This window comes from Luteibacter aegosomatissinici (genome assembly GCF_023078495.1).
Lineage (GTDB): Bacteria > Pseudomonadota > Gammaproteobacteria > Xanthomonadales > Rhodanobacteraceae > Luteibacter > Luteibacter aegosomatissinici.
In genome coordinates, this window is sequence record NZ_CP095742.1 from 1,151,654 (window position 1) to 1,166,231 (window position 14,578).

General features: G+C 62.5%; 24 protein-coding genes. All 24 read left to right on the forward strand.

The window, feature by feature from the left end; genetic code table 11:
* Positions 1-12: 12 nt before the first annotated feature.
* The 24 genes from fusA to secY all read left to right on the forward strand — a co-directional run bounded on the left by fusA (position 13) and on the right by secY (position 14,457).
* Positions 13-2,142, forward strand: coding sequence for an elongation factor G (gene fusA, locus L2Y97_RS05085; RefSeq protein ID WP_247433815.1), 2,130 nt, complete (start codon positions 13-15; stop codon positions 2,140-2,142).
* A 49-nt stretch (positions 2,143-2,191) separates the two neighbouring features.
* Positions 2,192-3,382 (forward strand): elongation factor Tu, encoded by a 1,191-nt coding sequence (gene tuf, locus L2Y97_RS05090; protein ID WP_247433817.1) that lies wholly within the window; start codon positions 2,192-2,194, stop codon positions 3,380-3,382.
* A gap of 450 nt (positions 3,383-3,832) precedes the next feature.
* Positions 3,833-4,144 (forward strand): 30S ribosomal protein S10, encoded by a 312-nt coding sequence (gene rpsJ / locus L2Y97_RS05095; RefSeq protein WP_014402136.1) that lies wholly within the window; start codon positions 3,833-3,835, stop codon positions 4,142-4,144.
* 20 nt (positions 4,145-4,164) lie between these two features.
* Positions 4,165-4,806: a 50S ribosomal protein L3 gene (gene rplC, locus L2Y97_RS05100; RefSeq protein WP_247433819.1), complete on the forward strand. Its 642-nt coding sequence runs from the start codon at positions 4,165-4,167 to the stop codon at positions 4,804-4,806.
* An 11-nt stretch (positions 4,807-4,817) separates the two neighbouring features.
* On the forward strand, positions 4,818-5,420 hold the full coding sequence (rplD, locus tag L2Y97_RS05105; RefSeq protein WP_247433822.1) for a 50S ribosomal protein L4: 603 nt from the start codon (positions 4,818-4,820) through the stop codon (positions 5,418-5,420).
* Entirely contained in the window at positions 5,417-5,710 is a 294-nt protein-coding gene (gene rplW, locus L2Y97_RS05110) for a 50S ribosomal protein L23 (protein ID WP_247433825.1), read from the forward strand. Before rplD ends, rplW begins: the two co-directional genes overlap by 4 nt.
* Before the next feature lie 18 nt (positions 5,711-5,728).
* Positions 5,729-6,550, forward strand: a complete 822-nt coding sequence (gene rplB / locus L2Y97_RS05115; RefSeq protein WP_247433827.1) for a 50S ribosomal protein L2 — start codon at positions 5,729-5,731, stop codon at positions 6,548-6,550.
* Between the two features lie 13 nt (positions 6,551-6,563).
* Complete coding sequence (gene rpsS / locus L2Y97_RS05120) at positions 6,564-6,836, forward strand: 30S ribosomal protein S19 (RefSeq protein ID WP_029213892.1); 273 nt, start codon at positions 6,564-6,566, stop codon at positions 6,834-6,836.
* A complete protein-coding gene (rplV, locus tag L2Y97_RS05125; RefSeq protein WP_045831128.1) occupies positions 6,836-7,171 on the forward strand; it encodes a 50S ribosomal protein L22 in 336 nt (111 codons plus the stop codon). Before rpsS ends, rplV begins: the two co-directional genes overlap by 1 nt.
* A gap of 15 nt (positions 7,172-7,186) precedes the next feature.
* On the forward strand, positions 7,187-7,924 hold the full coding sequence (gene rpsC, locus L2Y97_RS05130; RefSeq protein WP_247433830.1) for a 30S ribosomal protein S3: 738 nt from the start codon (positions 7,187-7,189) through the stop codon (positions 7,922-7,924).
* A gap of 11 nt (positions 7,925-7,935) precedes the next feature.
* On the forward strand, positions 7,936-8,349 hold the full coding sequence (gene rplP / locus L2Y97_RS05135; RefSeq protein ID WP_247333719.1) for a 50S ribosomal protein L16: 414 nt from the start codon (positions 7,936-7,938) through the stop codon (positions 8,347-8,349).
* Complete coding sequence (gene rpmC, locus L2Y97_RS05140; protein ID WP_167022098.1) at positions 8,349-8,534, forward strand: 50S ribosomal protein L29; 186 nt, start codon at positions 8,349-8,351, stop codon at positions 8,532-8,534. The genes rplP and rpmC overlap by 1 nt, the downstream gene beginning before the upstream one ends.
* Before the next feature lie 12 nt (positions 8,535-8,546).
* Complete coding sequence (gene rpsQ, locus L2Y97_RS05145) at positions 8,547-8,807, forward strand: 30S ribosomal protein S17 (RefSeq protein WP_247433832.1); 261 nt, start codon at positions 8,547-8,549, stop codon at positions 8,805-8,807.
* An 11-nt stretch (positions 8,808-8,818) separates the two neighbouring features.
* The gene (gene rplN, locus L2Y97_RS05150) at positions 8,819-9,187 is read left to right on the forward strand and encodes a 50S ribosomal protein L14 (protein ID WP_029213886.1); all 369 of its coding nucleotides are present in this window, start codon (positions 8,819-8,821) and stop codon (positions 9,185-9,187) included.
* A gap of 14 nt (positions 9,188-9,201) precedes the next feature.
* On the forward strand, positions 9,202-9,513 hold the full coding sequence (gene rplX / locus L2Y97_RS05155) for a 50S ribosomal protein L24 (protein ID WP_247433835.1): 312 nt from the start codon (positions 9,202-9,204) through the stop codon (positions 9,511-9,513).
* Between the two features lie 12 nt (positions 9,514-9,525).
* Positions 9,526-10,065 carry a 50S ribosomal protein L5 gene (gene rplE, locus L2Y97_RS05160; protein ID WP_247433838.1) on the forward strand — a complete coding sequence of 180 codons (540 nt, stop codon included), beginning with the start codon at positions 9,526-9,528 and terminating at the stop codon, positions 10,063-10,065.
* A gap of 14 nt (positions 10,066-10,079) precedes the next feature.
* Positions 10,080-10,385: a 30S ribosomal protein S14 gene (rpsN, locus tag L2Y97_RS05165; protein ID WP_247433841.1), complete on the forward strand. Its 306-nt coding sequence runs from the start codon at positions 10,080-10,082 to the stop codon at positions 10,383-10,385.
* Positions 10,386-10,562: 177 nt separating this feature from the next.
* Positions 10,563-10,958 carry a 30S ribosomal protein S8 gene (gene rpsH, locus L2Y97_RS05170; protein ID WP_247433845.1) on the forward strand — a complete coding sequence of 132 codons (396 nt, stop codon included), beginning with the start codon at positions 10,563-10,565 and terminating at the stop codon, positions 10,956-10,958.
* An 11-nt stretch (positions 10,959-10,969) separates the two neighbouring features.
* Positions 10,970-11,497, forward strand: a complete 528-nt coding sequence (gene rplF, locus L2Y97_RS05175) for a 50S ribosomal protein L6 (RefSeq protein WP_247433848.1) — start codon at positions 10,970-10,972, stop codon at positions 11,495-11,497.
* A gap of 30 nt (positions 11,498-11,527) precedes the next feature.
* On the forward strand, positions 11,528-11,878 hold the full coding sequence (gene rplR, locus L2Y97_RS05180) for a 50S ribosomal protein L18 (RefSeq protein ID WP_247433851.1): 351 nt from the start codon (positions 11,528-11,530) through the stop codon (positions 11,876-11,878).
* A gap of 117 nt (positions 11,879-11,995) precedes the next feature.
* Positions 11,996-12,505 (forward strand): 30S ribosomal protein S5, encoded by a 510-nt coding sequence (gene rpsE / locus L2Y97_RS05185; protein WP_247433854.1) that lies wholly within the window; start codon positions 11,996-11,998, stop codon positions 12,503-12,505.
* The gene (rpmD, locus tag L2Y97_RS05190) at positions 12,498-12,695 is read left to right on the forward strand and encodes a 50S ribosomal protein L30 (RefSeq protein ID WP_045831139.1); all 198 of its coding nucleotides are present in this window, start codon (positions 12,498-12,500) and stop codon (positions 12,693-12,695) included. Before rpsE ends, rpmD begins: the two co-directional genes overlap by 8 nt.
* Positions 12,696-12,701: 6 nt before the next feature.
* The gene (rplO, locus tag L2Y97_RS05195; protein ID WP_247433857.1) at positions 12,702-13,133 is read left to right on the forward strand and encodes a 50S ribosomal protein L15; all 432 of its coding nucleotides are present in this window, start codon (positions 12,702-12,704) and stop codon (positions 13,131-13,133) included.
* Between the two features lie 4 nt (positions 13,134-13,137).
* A complete protein-coding gene (gene secY / locus L2Y97_RS05200) occupies positions 13,138-14,457 on the forward strand; it encodes a preprotein translocase subunit SecY (RefSeq protein ID WP_247433860.1) in 1,320 nt (439 codons plus the stop codon).
* Positions 14,458-14,578 lie beyond the last annotated feature (121 nt).

Consider the following 14,578-nt stretch of genomic DNA (forward strand, 5'->3'; position numbering starts at 1 on the left):
TGAGGAAAGACCGTGGCACGCACCACTCCCATCGAGCGCTACCGCAACTTCGGCATCATGGCTCACATCGATGCCGGCAAGACCACCACGACGGAGCGCATCCTGTTCTACACCGGTGTCAGTCACAAGATTGGCGAGGTGCACGACGGCGCTGCGACGATGGACTGGATGGAGCAGGAGCAGGAACGCGGTATCACCATCACTTCCGCCGCCACCACGGCGTTCTGGAAGGGTATGGACCGTTCGCTGCCCGAGCACCGTTTCAACATCATCGACACCCCGGGACACGTGGACTTCACCATCGAAGTGGAGCGTTCGCTCCGCGTGCTCGATGGTGCGGTGTTCGTGCTCTGCGCGGTGGGTGGTGTGCAGCCGCAGTCGGAAACCGTCTGGCGCCAGGCTAACCGTTACAAGGTGCCGCGCCTTGCGTTCGTCAACAAGATGGACCGCACGGGTGCCAACTTCTACAAGGTCGTCGACCAGCTGAAGTCGCGCCTCGCCGCCAACCCGGTGCCGATGCAGGTGCCGATCGGCGCCGAAGACAACTTCGAAGGCGTGGTCGATCTGCTCAAGATGAAGGCCATCAAGTGGGACATGGAGTCCCAGGGCATGAAGTTCGAGTACGTCGATATCCCGGCCGACCTGGTCGAGAAGGCTGAAGCCGACCGTACCGCCATGATCGAAGCCGCGGCTGAAGCCACGGAAGAGATGATGGACAAGTACCTGGGCGGCGAAGAGCTGACCGAGGCCGAGATCATCGAAGGTCTGCGCCTGCGTACCCTGCGCAGCGAGATCATCCCGGTGTTCTGCGGTACCGCGTTCAAGAACAAGGGCGTCCAGGCGATGCTCGACGCCGTCGTCAACCTGCTCCCGTCGCCCATCGACCGCCCGCCGGTCGAAGGTGTGAACGAAGACGAGCAGCCGGATACCCGTCCGGCCAAGGATGACGCGCCGTTCTCCGCCCTGGCGTTCAAGATCATGACCGACCCGTTCGTCGGCGCGCTGACGTTCTTCCGTGTCTACTCGGGCACGCTGAACGCCGGTGACCAGGTGTACAACCCGGTCAAGTCGAAGAAGGAGCGCATCGGCCGCATCCTGCAGATGCATGCCAACGAGCGTCACGAGCTGAAGGAAGTCCGCGCTGGCGATATCGCCGCGGCGGTCGGCCTGAAGGACGTCACGACCGGTGACACGCTTTGCGCCCAGGATCACATCATCACCCTCGAGCGCATGTCGTTCCCGGAGCCGGTGATCTCGATGGCGGTGGAGCCGAAGACCAAGTCGGACCAGGAAAAGATGGGTATCGCCCTCGGCCGTCTGGCTGCGGAAGATCCGTCGTTCCGCGTCCGTACGGACGAAGAATCGGGCCAGACCATCATCTCGGGCATGGGCGAGCTTCACCTGGACATCCTGGTGGACCGCATGAAGCGCGAGTTCAACGTCGAAGCCAACGTGGGCAAGCCGCAGGTGGCTTACCGCGAAACGATCCAGGCTTCGGACGTCAAGTCGGACTACAAGCACGCCAAGCAGTCGGGTGGTAAGGGTCAGTACGGTCACGTCGTGATCGAAATGTCACCGATCTCGGATGCCGATCGTGCGGACGAGAAGATCGCCGCTGGTATCAAGGACGACTTCCTGTTCATCAATGACATCACGGGTGGTGTGATTCCGAAGGAATTCATCCCGTCGGTTGAAAAGGGCCTCCGCGAAACGATCACCGCGGGTCCGCTTGCCGGCTTCCCGGTGGTGGGCGTGAAGGTCAAGCTCGTCTTCGGTTCGTACCACGACGTTGACTCGTCGGAAATGGCGTTCAAGCTCGCCGCATCGATGGCCTTCAAGCAGGGCTTCTCGAAGGCGCAGCCGGTGCTGCTCGAGCCGATCATGAAGGTCGAAGTCGTGACGCCGGAAGACTACGTCGGTGACGTCATGGGCGATATCAGCCGTCGTCGCGGCATGCTCACGGGCCAGGAAGAAACCCCGTCGGGCAAGACCGTCAACGCGATGATCCCGCTGGGTGAAATGTTCGGTTACGCCACGTCGCTGCGTTCGCAGACCCAGGGCCGCGCCACGTTCACCATGGAATTCGACCACTACGAGCCGGCGCCGAAGAACATCGCCGACGAGGTCATGAAGAAGTCCTGATAGGGCTTCTTCATTCCCCCCATTCAACGTTCTTTAGAGGTTCCAAGTCATGGCAAAGGGTAAGTTTGAGCGTAACAAGCCGCACGTCAACGTCGGCACCATCGGCCACGTCGACCACGGCAAGACCACGCTGACCGCCGCTCTCACCAAGATCGGCGCCGAGCGCTTCGGTGGCGAGTTCAAGGGCTACGACCAGATCGACGCGGCTCCGGAAGAGAAGGCTCGTGGCATCACGATCTCGACCGCCCACGTGGAATACGAATCGGCCACGCGTCACTACGCGCACGTCGATTGCCCGGGCCACGCTGACTACGTCAAGAACATGATCACCGGTGCCGCCCAGATGGACGGCGCGATCCTGGTGTGCTCGGCCGCTGACGGCCCGATGCCGCAGACCCGTGAGCACATCCTGCTCTCGCGTCAGGTCGGCGTGCCGTACATCCTGGTGTTCCTGAACAAGGCCGACATGGTCGACGACGCCGAGCTTATGGAGCTCGTCGAGATGGAAGTTCGCGAACTGCTGTCGAAGTACGACTTCCCGGGCGACGAAACCCCGATCGTGAAGGGCTCGGCCCGTCTCGCGCTCGAAGGCGACCAGTCGGAAATCGGCGTGCCGGCGATCATCAACCTGGTTGATGCGCTCGACACCTGGATCCCGACCCCGGAGCGTGACGTCGACAAGACCTTCCTGATGCCGGTCGAAGACGTGTTCTCGATCTCGGGCCGCGGCACCGTCGTGACCGGTCGTATCGAGCGCGGCGTCATCAAGGTCGGCGAAGAAATCGAAGTCGTCGGCATCCGCGATACCCAGAAGACCACGGTCACGGGCGTCGAAATGTTCCGCAAGCTGCTTGACCAGGGTCAGGCTGGCGACAACGCCGGTCTCCTGCTCCGTGGCCTGAAGCGTGACGACGTGCAGCGCGGCCAGGTGCTGGCCAAGCCGGGCACGATCAAGCCGCACACCCAGTTCGAAGCCGAGGTGTACGTGCTGTCGAAGGACGAAGGTGGCCGTCACACCCCGTTCTTCAACAACTACCGTCCGCAGTTCTACTTCCGTACCACCGACGTCACCGGCGCGATCAAGCTGCCGGAAGGCGTTGAGATGGTGATGCCGGGCGACAACGTGAAGATGGCTGTCACGCTGATCCACCCGATCGCCATGGACGAAGGCCTGCGCTTCGCTATCCGCGAAGGCGGCCGCACCGTCGGCGCCGGCGTGGTCTCGAAGGTCACGGCGTAAGCTGCTTACCCTTAGGGGTAATAAAGGCGGGGGCGAAAGCCCCCGCTTTTTTTTGGCTAATTTTTAGCCAGAAGGGCTTCCTATTTCAAAACTGCCCGGCTATACTCGTCGGGCTATATCCCCTGAGTGCCTTCTCGGCGCCAGGACCACGCGAAATGAGGTGCATGGAATGCGCTTCGAGTTCGCAGGCAGGGAAGCCGGATAGGATGCCACACCATGGGCCACGGGGCGCGAGCTCTGTTGACCTACTGCGTTGTGCGTTCTATACTTTTTCGTCTTGGCGGGTCGTTTTTGCGGCCTGCCTGACTATTTCGGGTCGTTCAGGGCGCTTCGCGGCGTTTCCGGGCGGCCCGTTGCGGCACCTGTAACACGCAATACCTGGGTTGTGCGGAGTGGCGAGAAGCCATTCCGAATCACAAGAACGTTCTTTCGATAACAGGACACGGTTTTATGGCGAACCAAAAGATTCGCATCCGGCTCAAGGCGTTCGATCATCGCCTGATCGATCGTTCGGCCAGCGAAATCGTCGAGACGGCCAAGCGCACTGGCGCTACGGTCCTCGGCCCGATCCCGCTGCCGACCAAGATTGAGCGCTACACCATTCTGGTGTCGCCGCACGTCGACAAAGATGCCCGCGACCAGTACGAGACCCGTACGCACAAGCGCGTTCTGGACATCGTCGACCCGAATGACAAGACCGTGGACGCGCTCATGAAGCTCGATCTTGCTGCCGGCGTCGACGTGCAGATCAAGCTGGGCTGAGCGGATAAAAGGATACGAAGATGAGTATCGGACTGGTTGGCCGCAAGTGCGGCATGAGCCGTCTCTTCACTGAAGATGGTCGTTCGATTCCGGTGACGCTGATTGAAGCGACCCCGAATCGTGTGACCCAGGTGAAGACGGTCGAAGTTGACGGCTACAACGCCGTCCAGGTCACGGCTGGCGCCAAGCGCGCTTCGCTGCTGACGAACCCGGAAAAGGGTCACTACGCCAAGGCCAAGGTTGAGCCGGGCCGTGGTCTGTGGGAATTCCGCCTGAACGCGGACGAAGCTGGCAAGTACGAAGTTGGCGCCGAGCTGACCGCGGAAGCGGTGTTCGCTGTGGGCCAGACCGTCGACGTCGCTGGCGTCTCGAAGGGCAAGGGCTTCCAGGGCACCATCAAGCGTCACCACTTCAAGATGGGCGACGCCACGCACGGTAACTCGCTGTCGCATCGCGCCCCGGGCTCGATCGGCCAGCGTCAGACGCCGGGCCGCGTGTTCCCTGGCAAGAAGATGGCGGGCCACATGGGCGCGGTCAACCGCACCGTGCAGGGCCTCGAAGTGGTCAAGGTCGACGCCGAACGTCACCTCATCGCGATCAAGGGCGCCGTCCCGGGCGCGCCGGGTGGCGACGTCGTGATCCGTCCGACGACCAAGGGTTGAGGAGAGACGCCATGGAACTTAACGTTATTGGCGCCAAGTCGCTCACCGTCTCGGACGAAGTGTTCGGCGGCGAGTACAAGAAGGCCCTCGTGCACCAGGTCGTCACTGCCTACCAGGCTGGCGGTCGTGCAGGCACCAAGGCGCAGCTGTCGCGCGGTGAACTGTCGGGTACCACGAAGAAGTTCAAGAAGCAGAAGGGCGGCGGCGCCCGTCACGGCGACTACCGTGCTCCGATCTTTGTCGGCGGCGGTGTGACGTTCGCGGCCAAGCCGCGCAGCTTCGAGCAGAAGGTCAACCGCAAGGCTTATCGCGTTGCGATCCGTTCGATCATTGCCGAGCTGAACCGTCAGGATCGCCTGAAGGTCGTCTCCGAACTGTCGATCGAGAAGGCAAGCACCAAGGCGATGATCGCCAAGCTGGCCGAGCTCGAAGTCAAGGGTCGTGTCCTGCTGGTGTCGGAAGACGCCACCGAGGCGCTGTACCTGTCCGCCCGCAACATTCCGTACATCCACGTCGTCGACGTGCTGGCCCTGAACCCGGTCAGCCTGGTCGGTAGCGACTACGTCGTCATGACGGTGGACGCGGTCAAGAAGGTCGAGGAGTGGCTCGCATGACCACCGAACGCACGCTCAACACGCTTCGCGCGCCGCATATCTCCGAGAAAGCGGCCCGCCTCGCAGAGCACAACCAGTATGTGTTCATCGTTGCTCCGGAGGCCACCAAGGCCGACGTGGCAGCCGCGGTCGAGCAGCTCTTCGACGTCAAGGTCGTGGACGTGAACCTCGTGAACACCAAGGGCAAGGTGAAGTCGTTCCGCTTCCGCACTGGCAACCGCCAGGGCAAGCGTAAGGCTTACGTGCGCCTCGCCGATGGCCACACGATCGACGTGTCGGCCAAGGCCTGAGCCAGGAGTTGAATTGAGATGGCACTGATCACTCACAAGCCGACCTCCCCGGGCCGCCGCGACGCAGTCAGCGTGCGGACCGAGGGTCTGCACAAGGGCGCGCCGTACGCCGCCCTGACCGAATCGCAGTCGAAGACCGGCGGTCGCAACCATTTTGGTCGCATCACCACGCGTCATCGCGGCGGCGGTCACAAGCAGGCTTACCGCATCATCGATTTCAAGCGTGACAAGGAAGGCATTGCCGCCGTTGTCGAGCGCCTGGAATACGATCCGAACCGCACCGCGCACATCGCGCTGCTGTGCTACGCCGATGGCGAGCGCCGCTACATCATCGCGCCGAAGGGCGTGGCGGTGGGCGACCGTCTCGTGTCGGGTTCCGACTCGCCGATCAAGCCGGGCAACTGCCTGCCGCTTCGTTCGATCCCGGTCGGTTCGACGATCCACTGCATCGAAATGAAGCCGGGCAAGGGTGCGCAGATCGCGCGTTCGGCCGGCGCTTCGGTCCAGCTGGTCGCTCGCGAGCAGGGTTACGCCACGCTGCGTCTTCGCTCCGGCGAAATGCGCCGCGTCCCGGTCGAATGCCGCGCCACCATCGGTGAAGTCGGCAATTCGGAGCACAGCCTCCGCAAGCTCGGCAAGGCCGGTGCTAAGCGTTGGAAGGGCATCCGTCCGACCGTCCGCGGCGTTGTCATGAACCCGGTCGACCATCCGCACGGCGGTGGTGAAGGCCGTACCTCCGGCGGCCGTCATCCGGTCAGCCCGTGGGGCACGCCGACCAAGGGTTACAAGACGCGCAACAACAAGCGCACCCAGCAGTTCATCGTGCGTCGTCGCAAGTAATTAGGAAACGATCATGCCGCGCTCTCTAAAGAAAGGTCCGTTCGTTGACCTGCACCTCGTAAAGAAGGTGGAAGCCGCCGTTTCCGCCAATAACAAGCGTCCGATCAAGACCTGGTCGCGTCGCTCGATGATCCTGCCGGAGATGGTCGGTCTGACCATCGCCATCCACAACGGCCGCCAGCACGTGCCGGTGCTTATCAACGAGAACATGGTCGGGCACAAGCTCGGCGAGTTCGCGGTGACCCGCACCTACAAGGGCCACGCCGGCGATAAGAAGGGCAAGTGATGAGCACTGAAGCCAAAGCGATCCTGCGTGGCGCCCGCATCTCGGCGCAGAAGGCACGCCTGGTGGCAGACCTGGTCCGCGGCATGCCCGTCGGCCGGGCCAGCGACACGCTTGCCTACACCAACAAGAAGGCCGCCCACCTTGTCCGCAAGGTGCTGCTGTCCGCCGTCGCCAACGCTGAGAACAATCTCGGCGCCGACGTGGATGAGCTGAAGGTCACGCGCATTTTCGTCGACGAAGGTCAGGCGATGAAGCGCATGTACGCCCGCGCCAAAGGCCGCGGTTCGCGCATCCTGAAGCGCACCAGCCACATCACTGTGGTTGTTGGTAACTGACTGGGGTAAGAGACGATGGGTCATAAAGTTCATCCCACCGGTATCCGCCTCGGCATTGCCAAGGACTGGAACTCGAAGTGGTACGCCAATAAGGGTGAGTACGCCCAGTACCTCGCTGCCGACCTCAAGGTCCGCGAGATGCTGCGCAAGAAGCTCGCCGCCGCGGGTATCTCGAAGATCCAGATCGAGCGCCCGGCCAAGACCGCCCGCGTGACGATCCACACCGCCCGTCCGGGCGTGGTGATCGGCAAGAAGGGTGAAGACATCGAGAAGCTTCGTAAGGAAGTCACCGACATGATGGGCGTCCCGACGCACATCAACGTCAGCGAAGTCCGCAAGCCGGAACTCGACGCACAGCTGGTTGCCGAGTCGATCGCGCAGCAGCTCGAGCGCCGCATCATGTTCCGTCGTGCCATGAAGCGTTCGGTTGGCAACGCCATGCGCCTCGGCGCCCTGGGCATCAAGATCAACGTCTCCGGCCGTCTGAACGGCGCCGAGATCGCGCGCTCCGAGTGGGCTCGTGAAGGTCGCGTGCCGCTCCACACCCTCCGCGCTGATATCGACTACGGCACCGCCGAAGCGAAGACCCAGTACGGCATCATCGGTGTGAAGGTGTGGGTCTACAAGGGCGAGATCTTCGACCTCGCGGCCGCCACGGCCGAGGCGTCGAAGGAAGATCAGCAGCCGCAGCAGTCGTCGCGTCGCGAGGGTGGTGAAAACCGCCGCGAGCGTGGCGAGCGCTCTGCCAAGTAAGGAGCGTTGCCATGTTGCAACCAAAGCGTACCAAGTTCCGCAAGATGTTTAAGGGCCGCAACGACGGCCTGGCGTTTACCTCGAACGTCGTGAGCTTCGGCGAATACGGCCTCAAGGCGACGACGCACGGTCAGCTGACCGCGCGCCAGATCGAAGCGGCCCGTCGTTGCATCACCCGCTTCGTCAAGCGCGGCGGCAAGTTGTGGATCCGCGTGTTCCCGGACAAGCCGATCACCCGTAAGCCCATCGAAGTCCGAATGGGTGCCGGTAAGGGTGGCGTCGAGTTCTGGGTCGCCGAGATCCAGCCGGGCCGCATGCTTTATGAAATCGAAGGTGTCGACGAAGCGACCGCACGCGAGGCCATGCGCCTTGCCGCTGCCAAGCTCTCGGTCCAGACCCAGTTCGTGTCCAGGGCGGTGATGTAATGGCCATCAAAGAAATCAAAGACAAGTCGGCGGAAGAGCTGAATCAGCATCTGCTGGACCTTCGCAAGGAGCAGTTCAACCTGCGCATGCAGAAGGGCTCCGGCCAGCTCACCCAGCCGCACCAGCTGCGCCGCGTTCGGCGCGACATCGCCCGCACGAAGTTCGTGCTCGGCGCGAAGAAGTAAGGGACGGCTGATATGAGCGATAACACGAAAGCGGCGCGTACCCTTGTCGGTCGCGTCACCAGCAACAAGATGGCCAACACGGTCACGGTGCTGATCGAGCGCCAGGTGCAGCATCCGCTCCTGGGCAAGATCATCCGCCGCTCCACCAAGCTCCACGCACATGACGAGACCGGTGCGAACGAGGGCGACGTGGTGCGTATCGCGGAGTGCCGCCCGCTGTCGAAGACCAAGCATCACCGCGTGGTCGAAATCGTCACGCGCGCTGAAGTCTAAGGAGAGCTGCCATGATCCAAGTACAGAGCATGCTTTCCGCGGCTGATAACAGCGGTGCGAAGGAAATGATGTGCATCAAGGTGCTGGGCGGCTCGAAGCGCCGTTACGCCAGCGTCGGTGATGTCATCAAGGTGACCATCAAGGACGCCATTCCTCGCGGCAAGGTCAAGAAGGGTGAGGTCTACAACGCCGTGGTGGTTCGTACCGCCAAGGGTGTGCGTCGCCCCGATGGCTCGGTGATCCGTTTCGACGGTAACGCGGCCGTCATCCTCAACAACAAGCTCGAGCCGATCGGTACCCGTATCTTCGGGCCGGTTACCCGCGAGCTGCGCAGCGAGAAGTTCATGAAGATCGTCTCGCTCGCGCCCGAAGTGCTCTGAGCGGAGGCCAGACCATGAACCGTATCCGCAAGGGTGACCACGTCGTCGTGATCACCGGCAAGAACAAGGGTCAGCGCGGCGATGTGCTGCGTGTCGATGGCGACCGTGTGGTCGTCTCGAACGTGAACCTCGTCAAGCGTCACACCAAGCCGAACCCCCAGGCCAACCAGCCTGGCGGTATCGTCGAGCGTGAAGCTGCGATCCATATCTCCAACGTCCAGCTCTTCAACGCCGCCGCGAACAAGGGCGAGCGCGTGGGCACCAAGACGCTCGAAGACGGGCGCAAGGTGCGCGTGTTCGTCTCGGGCGAAGTTGTCGACGCGTAAGGAACCGAAGTCATGACCCGTCTTGAAACGTTTTACAAAGAGTCGGTAATGCAGAAGCTCACTGAGCGCTTCGGTTACCAGAATGTCATGCAGGTCCCGCGCATCACGAAGATCACGCTCAACATGGGCGTCGGCGAAGCCGCCGGTAACAAGAAGATCCTCGAGAATGCCGTGGCCGACATGGCCAAGATCTCCGGCCAGAAGCCGGTCACCACGAAGGCTCGCGTCTCCGTCGCATCGTTCAAGATCCGCGACGGCTGGCCGATCGGTTGCAAGGTCACCCTGCGCCGTGCCCAGATGTGGGAGTTCCTGGATCGCCTGATCAACGTCTCGCTGCCGCGTACCCGCGACTTCCGTGGCGTGTCGGGCCGTGCATTCGATGGCCGTGGTAACTACAACTTCGGCATCAAGGAACAGATCATCTTCCCGGAAATCGACTTCGACCAGGTCGACGCGCTGCGCGGTATGGATATCTCCATCACCACCACTGCGAAGTCCGACGAAGAAGCCAAGGCACTGCTGGAAGCCTTCAGCTTCCCGTTCCGCAACTGATTACCAGGTAGAACATGGCTAAGACCTCGATGATCGAGCGCGACCTCAAGCGCTCCAAGCTCGCCAAGAAGTACGCCGCCAAGCGCGCCGAACTGAAGGCGATCGTCCTGAGCGCCACCGCCTCGTATGACGAGAAGATGGAAGCCCAGACCAAGCTGCAGAAGCTGCCGCGTGACGCTTCGCCGTCGCGTCAGCGCAACCGCTGCGCCCTGACCGGTCGTCCCCGTGGCGTGTACAGCAAGTTCGGCCTCGGCCGCAACAAGCTGCGCGAAGCCACCATGCGTGGTGACGTCCCGGGCCTGCGCAAGGCCAGCTGGTAATAAGCCCGGTACCCGCCCGGAAGGGTGGGGCAGGGTCGGGGTTGGGCAGAAGTTGCCCAACCCGCTCCAGCCTGATATAGTCGTTGGTCTGCGCAATGCAGACCGACGTCTTGTCGGCTTTACAATTTAAAGATCTCCGGTAATTCGGATATCGGTGCACTCTCAAGGGTTTTTTCTATGAGCATGACTGATCCCATCGCCGATCTGTTTACGCGCATCCGCAATAGCCAGGCCACTGGCAAGTCGGTTGTCCGTATGCCGTCGTCGAAGATGAAGCTGGCCGTTGCCCAGCTGCTGCAGAACGAAGGCTACGTTCTGGACGCCCGCGTCGCCGATGAAAACGGCAAGCCGGTTCTCGAAATCAAGCTGAAGTACTTCGAAGGCCGTCCGGCCATCGAATCCATTTCCCGTGTCAGCCGTTCGGGTCTCCGCGTCTACCGCGGCAAGGACGAGCTGCCGAAGGTCCTCGGTGGCCTGGGTATTTCGATCATCTCCACCTCCGCCGGTCTGCTGACCGACGCGCAGGCCCGCGCCAAGGGTCTGGGTGGCGAAGTCATCGGCCAGGTGGCGTAAGGAGTCCCGACATGTCACGTGTAGCCAAGAAGCCCATCACCCTCCCGAAGGGCGTTGAAATCACGGTCGCCAACGGCACCGTCTCCGTCAAGGGCCCGAAGGGCACCCTGACCACCCACGAACTGCCGGGCGTTTCGTTCTCGCAGGAAAACGGCGTGGCCACGGTCGTTCTGGCCGATGGCGCTGACGACAAGTTCGGCGGTACCGCTCGCGCGATCGTCGCGAACATGGTTGCCGGCGTTGCCAACGGCTTCGAGAAGAAGCTCGAGCTGGTCGGCGTGGGTTACCGCGCGCAGCTGCAGGGCAAGGCCGTTAACCTGTCCCTCGGTTTCTCGCACCCGGTCGTCTTCGACGCGCCGGAAGGCATCACCATCGAAGTCCCGACGCAGACGGAAATCCTTATCAAGGGTGCCGACAAGCAGCTGGTGGGCCAGGTGGCAGCCAAGATCCGCGCTTTCCGTTCGCCGGAGCCCTACAAGGGCAAGGGCGTCCGTTATGCCGGCGAGACGATCATCCTGAAGGAAGCCAAGAAGGCCTAATCGGCCTATCCGCTTCCTGGAGACGAGACGATGAACAAGAACGAATCCCGCCTGCGCCGCGCCAAGTCGACCCGCGCCCACATCCGTGAGCTCGCTGTCGCCCGCCTGAGCGTGCACCGCACCGGTCAGCACATTTACGCCCAGGTCTTTGCACCGAACGGTACCGTCGTGGCTGCTGCCTCGACCGTGCAGAAGTCGGTTGCCGAAGGCCTCAAGAGCAAGAAGAACGTCGAAGCCGCTACCACGGTTGGCCGCATCGTTGCCGAGCGCGCCAAGGCCGCCGGTATCGAAGCCGTCGCGTTCGATCGCTCGGGTTTCCGTTACCACGGTCGCATCAAGGCTCTCGCCGAAGCGGCTCGTGAGGCCGGCCTGAAGTTCTAAGGCCTGGCATGGGTGCCGGTCCCTCGTGGGCCGGCATCCGCGATGTACCTACAACTCCAAGCGGCGACCAAGCCGTAAACACGAGTCCCGGGAATATCCGGGCGACCAGGAAAAGAGATGTCCTCGACAGATCGCGAAAATTCGGACGGCATGCTGGAAAAGCTGATCGCCGTCAACCGCGTGGCCAAGACCGTCAAGGGTGGCCGCCAGATGAGCTTCACCGCACTGACCGTGGTCGGTGATGGCGAAGGTCGCGTCGGTTTTGGTTATGGCAAGGCCCGTGAAGTGCCGGTTGCCATCTCCAAGGCCATGGAGCGCGCCCGCCGCAACATGGTGAGCATTGAACTGAACAATGGCACGCTGTGGTACGCCGTGAAGGCTAACCATGGTGCGGCCCGCGTCTTCATGCAGCCCGCTTCCCAGGGTACCGGCGTCATCGCCGGCGGCGCCATGCGCGCTGTCCTCGAAGTGGTCGGCGTGAAGGACGTGCTGGCCAAGGCCGTCGGCTCGCGCAACCCGATCAACCTCGTCCGCGCGACGATCAAGGGTCTGCAGGCCGTCGCCTCGCCGAAGCGTATCGCCGCCAAGCGTGGCAAGACGATCGAAGAGGTGCTGGGCAATGGCTAAGAACAACGAAACCGCCGGCACCGTCCGCGTGCGCCTGGTCAAGGGCCTCCGCGGTGTGCAGGGTCGTCATCGTCTGAGCGTGAAGGCCCTGGGCCTCAACAAGCTCAACGATGTGCGCGAACTGAAGGATTCCCCGCAGGTCCGTGGCCTTATCAACACGGTCTACTACCTGGTTCGGGTCGAGGAGTAAGCAATCATGCGTCTTAACGACATCAAGCCCGGCAAGGGCGCCCGCAAGACCCGCACCCGCGTCGCCCGCGGTATCGGTTCCGGCCTCGGCAAGACCGCCGGCCGCGGCCACAAGGGTCAGCACGCCCGCGCTGGTAACACCCATCGCGTTGGTTTCGAAGGCGGCCAGATGCCGCTGCAGCGCCGCCTGCCGAAGGTGGGTTTCCGCTCGCTGAAGAAGGCGGACACCGAGCAGGTCATGCTGTACCAGCTGGCGTCGGTCCAGGCCGACACCATCGATCCGATCGCTCTGCACGCTGCCGGTCTCGTCACCAGCCGCGCCAAGAAGATCAAGATCGTGCTGAAGGGCGAGATCAGCCGCGCCATCAAGCTGCAGGGTGTGCTCGTGACGGCCGGTGCCAAGGCCGCCATCGAAGCCGCCGGCGGCAGCGTGGAGTAATCCAGTGGCTGGAGCGCAGGGCAATACGCTCGGCTCGCTGGGCAAACTGACGGAACTGCGTCAGCGCATCTTTTTCCTGATTGGTGCGTTGATCGTCTTCCGCCTCGGTTCGTTCATTCCCGTTCCGGGCGTGAACCCCGAGGCGATGACGAGCCTGGTTGAGGGCGGCGGCGGCCTGCTGAACATGGTCAACATGTTCTCGGGTGGTTCGCTGTCCCGCTTCTCGGTATTCGCGCTGGGCGTGGTGCCCTACATTTCGGCGTCGATCGTGATCCAGATGATGGGTTCGGTCATTCCGTCGCTGATGGCACTGCGCAAGGAAGGCGAGTCGGGTCGCCGGAAGATGACCACGTATACCCGTTTCGGCACGGTGGGCCTCGCAGCCTTCCAGGCCTTCGGTATCGCGATCAACCTCCAGGGACAGACGGGTGCCCATGGTCCGGTGGTGTACATGCCGGGCGCGGGCTTCATCATGGCATCGGTGGTTGGCCTCACGGCGGGCACCATGTTCCTGATGTGGCTGGGTGAGCAGATCACCGAGCGCGGCATCGGCAACGGCATTTCCATGCTGATCTTCGCCGGTATCGTGGCTGGCCTGCCCGCAGCGGTGGTGCACACGCTCTCGATGGCCGACAACGGCCAGCTGACGGTGCTGAAGCTGCTGATGGTCGTGGTGGTGATCCTGGGTGTCACGGCGTTCGTGGTGTTCATGGAGCGTGCGCAGCGTCGCATCACCGTGAACTACGCGAAGCAGGGCAACCAGCGTCAGTTCCAGCGCCAGACCTCGCACCTGCCGCTCAAGATCAACATGGCGGGCGTCATTCCGCCGATCTTTGCGAGCAGCCTGCTGTTGTTCCCGGCGACCGCGGCCAACATGTTCGGCTCGGCCCACCAGATGCGTTGGCTCCAGTGGCTCACCACTGCGCTGACCCCGGGTGAGCCGGTTTACGACATCGTTTTCGCGGTCCTGGTCATCGGCTTCGCCTTCTTCTATACGGCGATCGTGTTCAACTCGCAGGAAACGGCCGATAACCTCAAGCGTTCGGGCGCACTGATTCCGGGCATCCGTCCGGGTCGGGCCACGGCGGACTACATCGATGGCGTCATGACTCGTCTTACGGGTGTTGGCGCGCTCTACATCGTCCTGGTCTGCCTGGTGCCGTCGTTCATGCAGAGCGCCTGGCAAGTCCCGTTCTATTTCGGCGGCACTTCGCTGCTGATCGTGGTGGTGGTGGTGATGGACTTTACGGCTCAGGTCCAGGCCCATCTTGTGAGCCACCAGTACGAGAGTCTGCTTAAAAAGTCTAATCTCCGCCGCGGCTGAGATTAGACTGGAAGTCCCCGAGTAGGGGAGGCCGCGGCGCCCTGGCGCCGCAGGACTTCCCGTTTAGGTTAAACAAGGTTAGAATTGCGCGTTTACCGCGCTCGAAGCACATTGGAGACAG

Excerpts from the sequence above, each read along its gene's own strand:
- rpsS (WP_029213892.1), top strand. The coding sequence starts at position 6,564 with ATGCCGCGCTCTCTAAAGAAAGGTCCGTTCGTTGACCTGCACCTCGTA.
- rplW (WP_247433825.1), top strand. The coding sequence starts at position 5,417 with ATGACCACCGAACGCACGCTCAACACGCTTCGCGCGCCGCATATCTCC.
- rplF (WP_247433848.1), top strand. The coding sequence starts at position 10,970 with ATGTCACGTGTAGCCAAGAAGCCCATCACCCTCCCGAAGGGCGTTGAA.
- rplC (WP_247433819.1), top strand. The coding sequence starts at position 4,165 with ATGAGTATCGGACTGGTTGGCCGCAAGTGCGGCATGAGCCGTCTCTTC.
- rplD (WP_247433822.1), top strand. The coding sequence starts at position 4,818 with ATGGAACTTAACGTTATTGGCGCCAAGTCGCTCACCGTCTCGGACGAA.
- rplR (WP_247433851.1), top strand. The coding sequence starts at position 11,528 with ATGAACAAGAACGAATCCCGCCTGCGCCGCGCCAAGTCGACCCGCGCC.
- tuf (WP_247433817.1), top strand. The coding sequence starts at position 2,192 with ATGGCAAAGGGTAAGTTTGAGCGTAACAAGCCGCACGTCAACGTCGGC.
- rplB (WP_247433827.1), top strand. The coding sequence starts at position 5,729 with ATGGCACTGATCACTCACAAGCCGACCTCCCCGGGCCGCCGCGACGCA.
- rpsE (WP_247433854.1), top strand. The coding sequence starts at position 11,996 with ATGTCCTCGACAGATCGCGAAAATTCGGACGGCATGCTGGAAAAGCTG.
- rplE (WP_247433838.1), top strand. The coding sequence starts at position 9,526 with ATGACCCGTCTTGAAACGTTTTACAAAGAGTCGGTAATGCAGAAGCTC.
- rplV (WP_045831128.1), top strand. The coding sequence starts at position 6,836 with ATGAGCACTGAAGCCAAAGCGATCCTGCGTGGCGCCCGCATCTCGGCG.
- rplO (WP_247433857.1), top strand. The coding sequence starts at position 12,702 with ATGCGTCTTAACGACATCAAGCCCGGCAAGGGCGCCCGCAAGACCCGC.
- rpsH (WP_247433845.1), top strand. The coding sequence starts at position 10,563 with ATGAGCATGACTGATCCCATCGCCGATCTGTTTACGCGCATCCGCAAT.
- rpmC (WP_167022098.1), top strand. The coding sequence starts at position 8,349 with ATGGCCATCAAAGAAATCAAAGACAAGTCGGCGGAAGAGCTGAATCAG.
- rplN (WP_029213886.1), top strand. The coding sequence starts at position 8,819 with ATGATCCAAGTACAGAGCATGCTTTCCGCGGCTGATAACAGCGGTGCG.
- rpsN (WP_247433841.1), top strand. The coding sequence starts at position 10,080 with ATGGCTAAGACCTCGATGATCGAGCGCGACCTCAAGCGCTCCAAGCTC.
- rpmD (WP_045831139.1), top strand. The coding sequence starts at position 12,498 with ATGGCTAAGAACAACGAAACCGCCGGCACCGTCCGCGTGCGCCTGGTC.
- rpsJ (WP_014402136.1), top strand. The coding sequence starts at position 3,833 with ATGGCGAACCAAAAGATTCGCATCCGGCTCAAGGCGTTCGATCATCGC.
- rpsQ (WP_247433832.1), top strand. The coding sequence starts at position 8,547 with ATGAGCGATAACACGAAAGCGGCGCGTACCCTTGTCGGTCGCGTCACC.
- rplX (WP_247433835.1), top strand. The coding sequence starts at position 9,202 with ATGAACCGTATCCGCAAGGGTGACCACGTCGTCGTGATCACCGGCAAG.
- rplP (WP_247333719.1), top strand. The coding sequence starts at position 7,936 with ATGTTGCAACCAAAGCGTACCAAGTTCCGCAAGATGTTTAAGGGCCGC.
- rpsC (WP_247433830.1), top strand. The coding sequence starts at position 7,187 with ATGGGTCATAAAGTTCATCCCACCGGTATCCGCCTCGGCATTGCCAAG.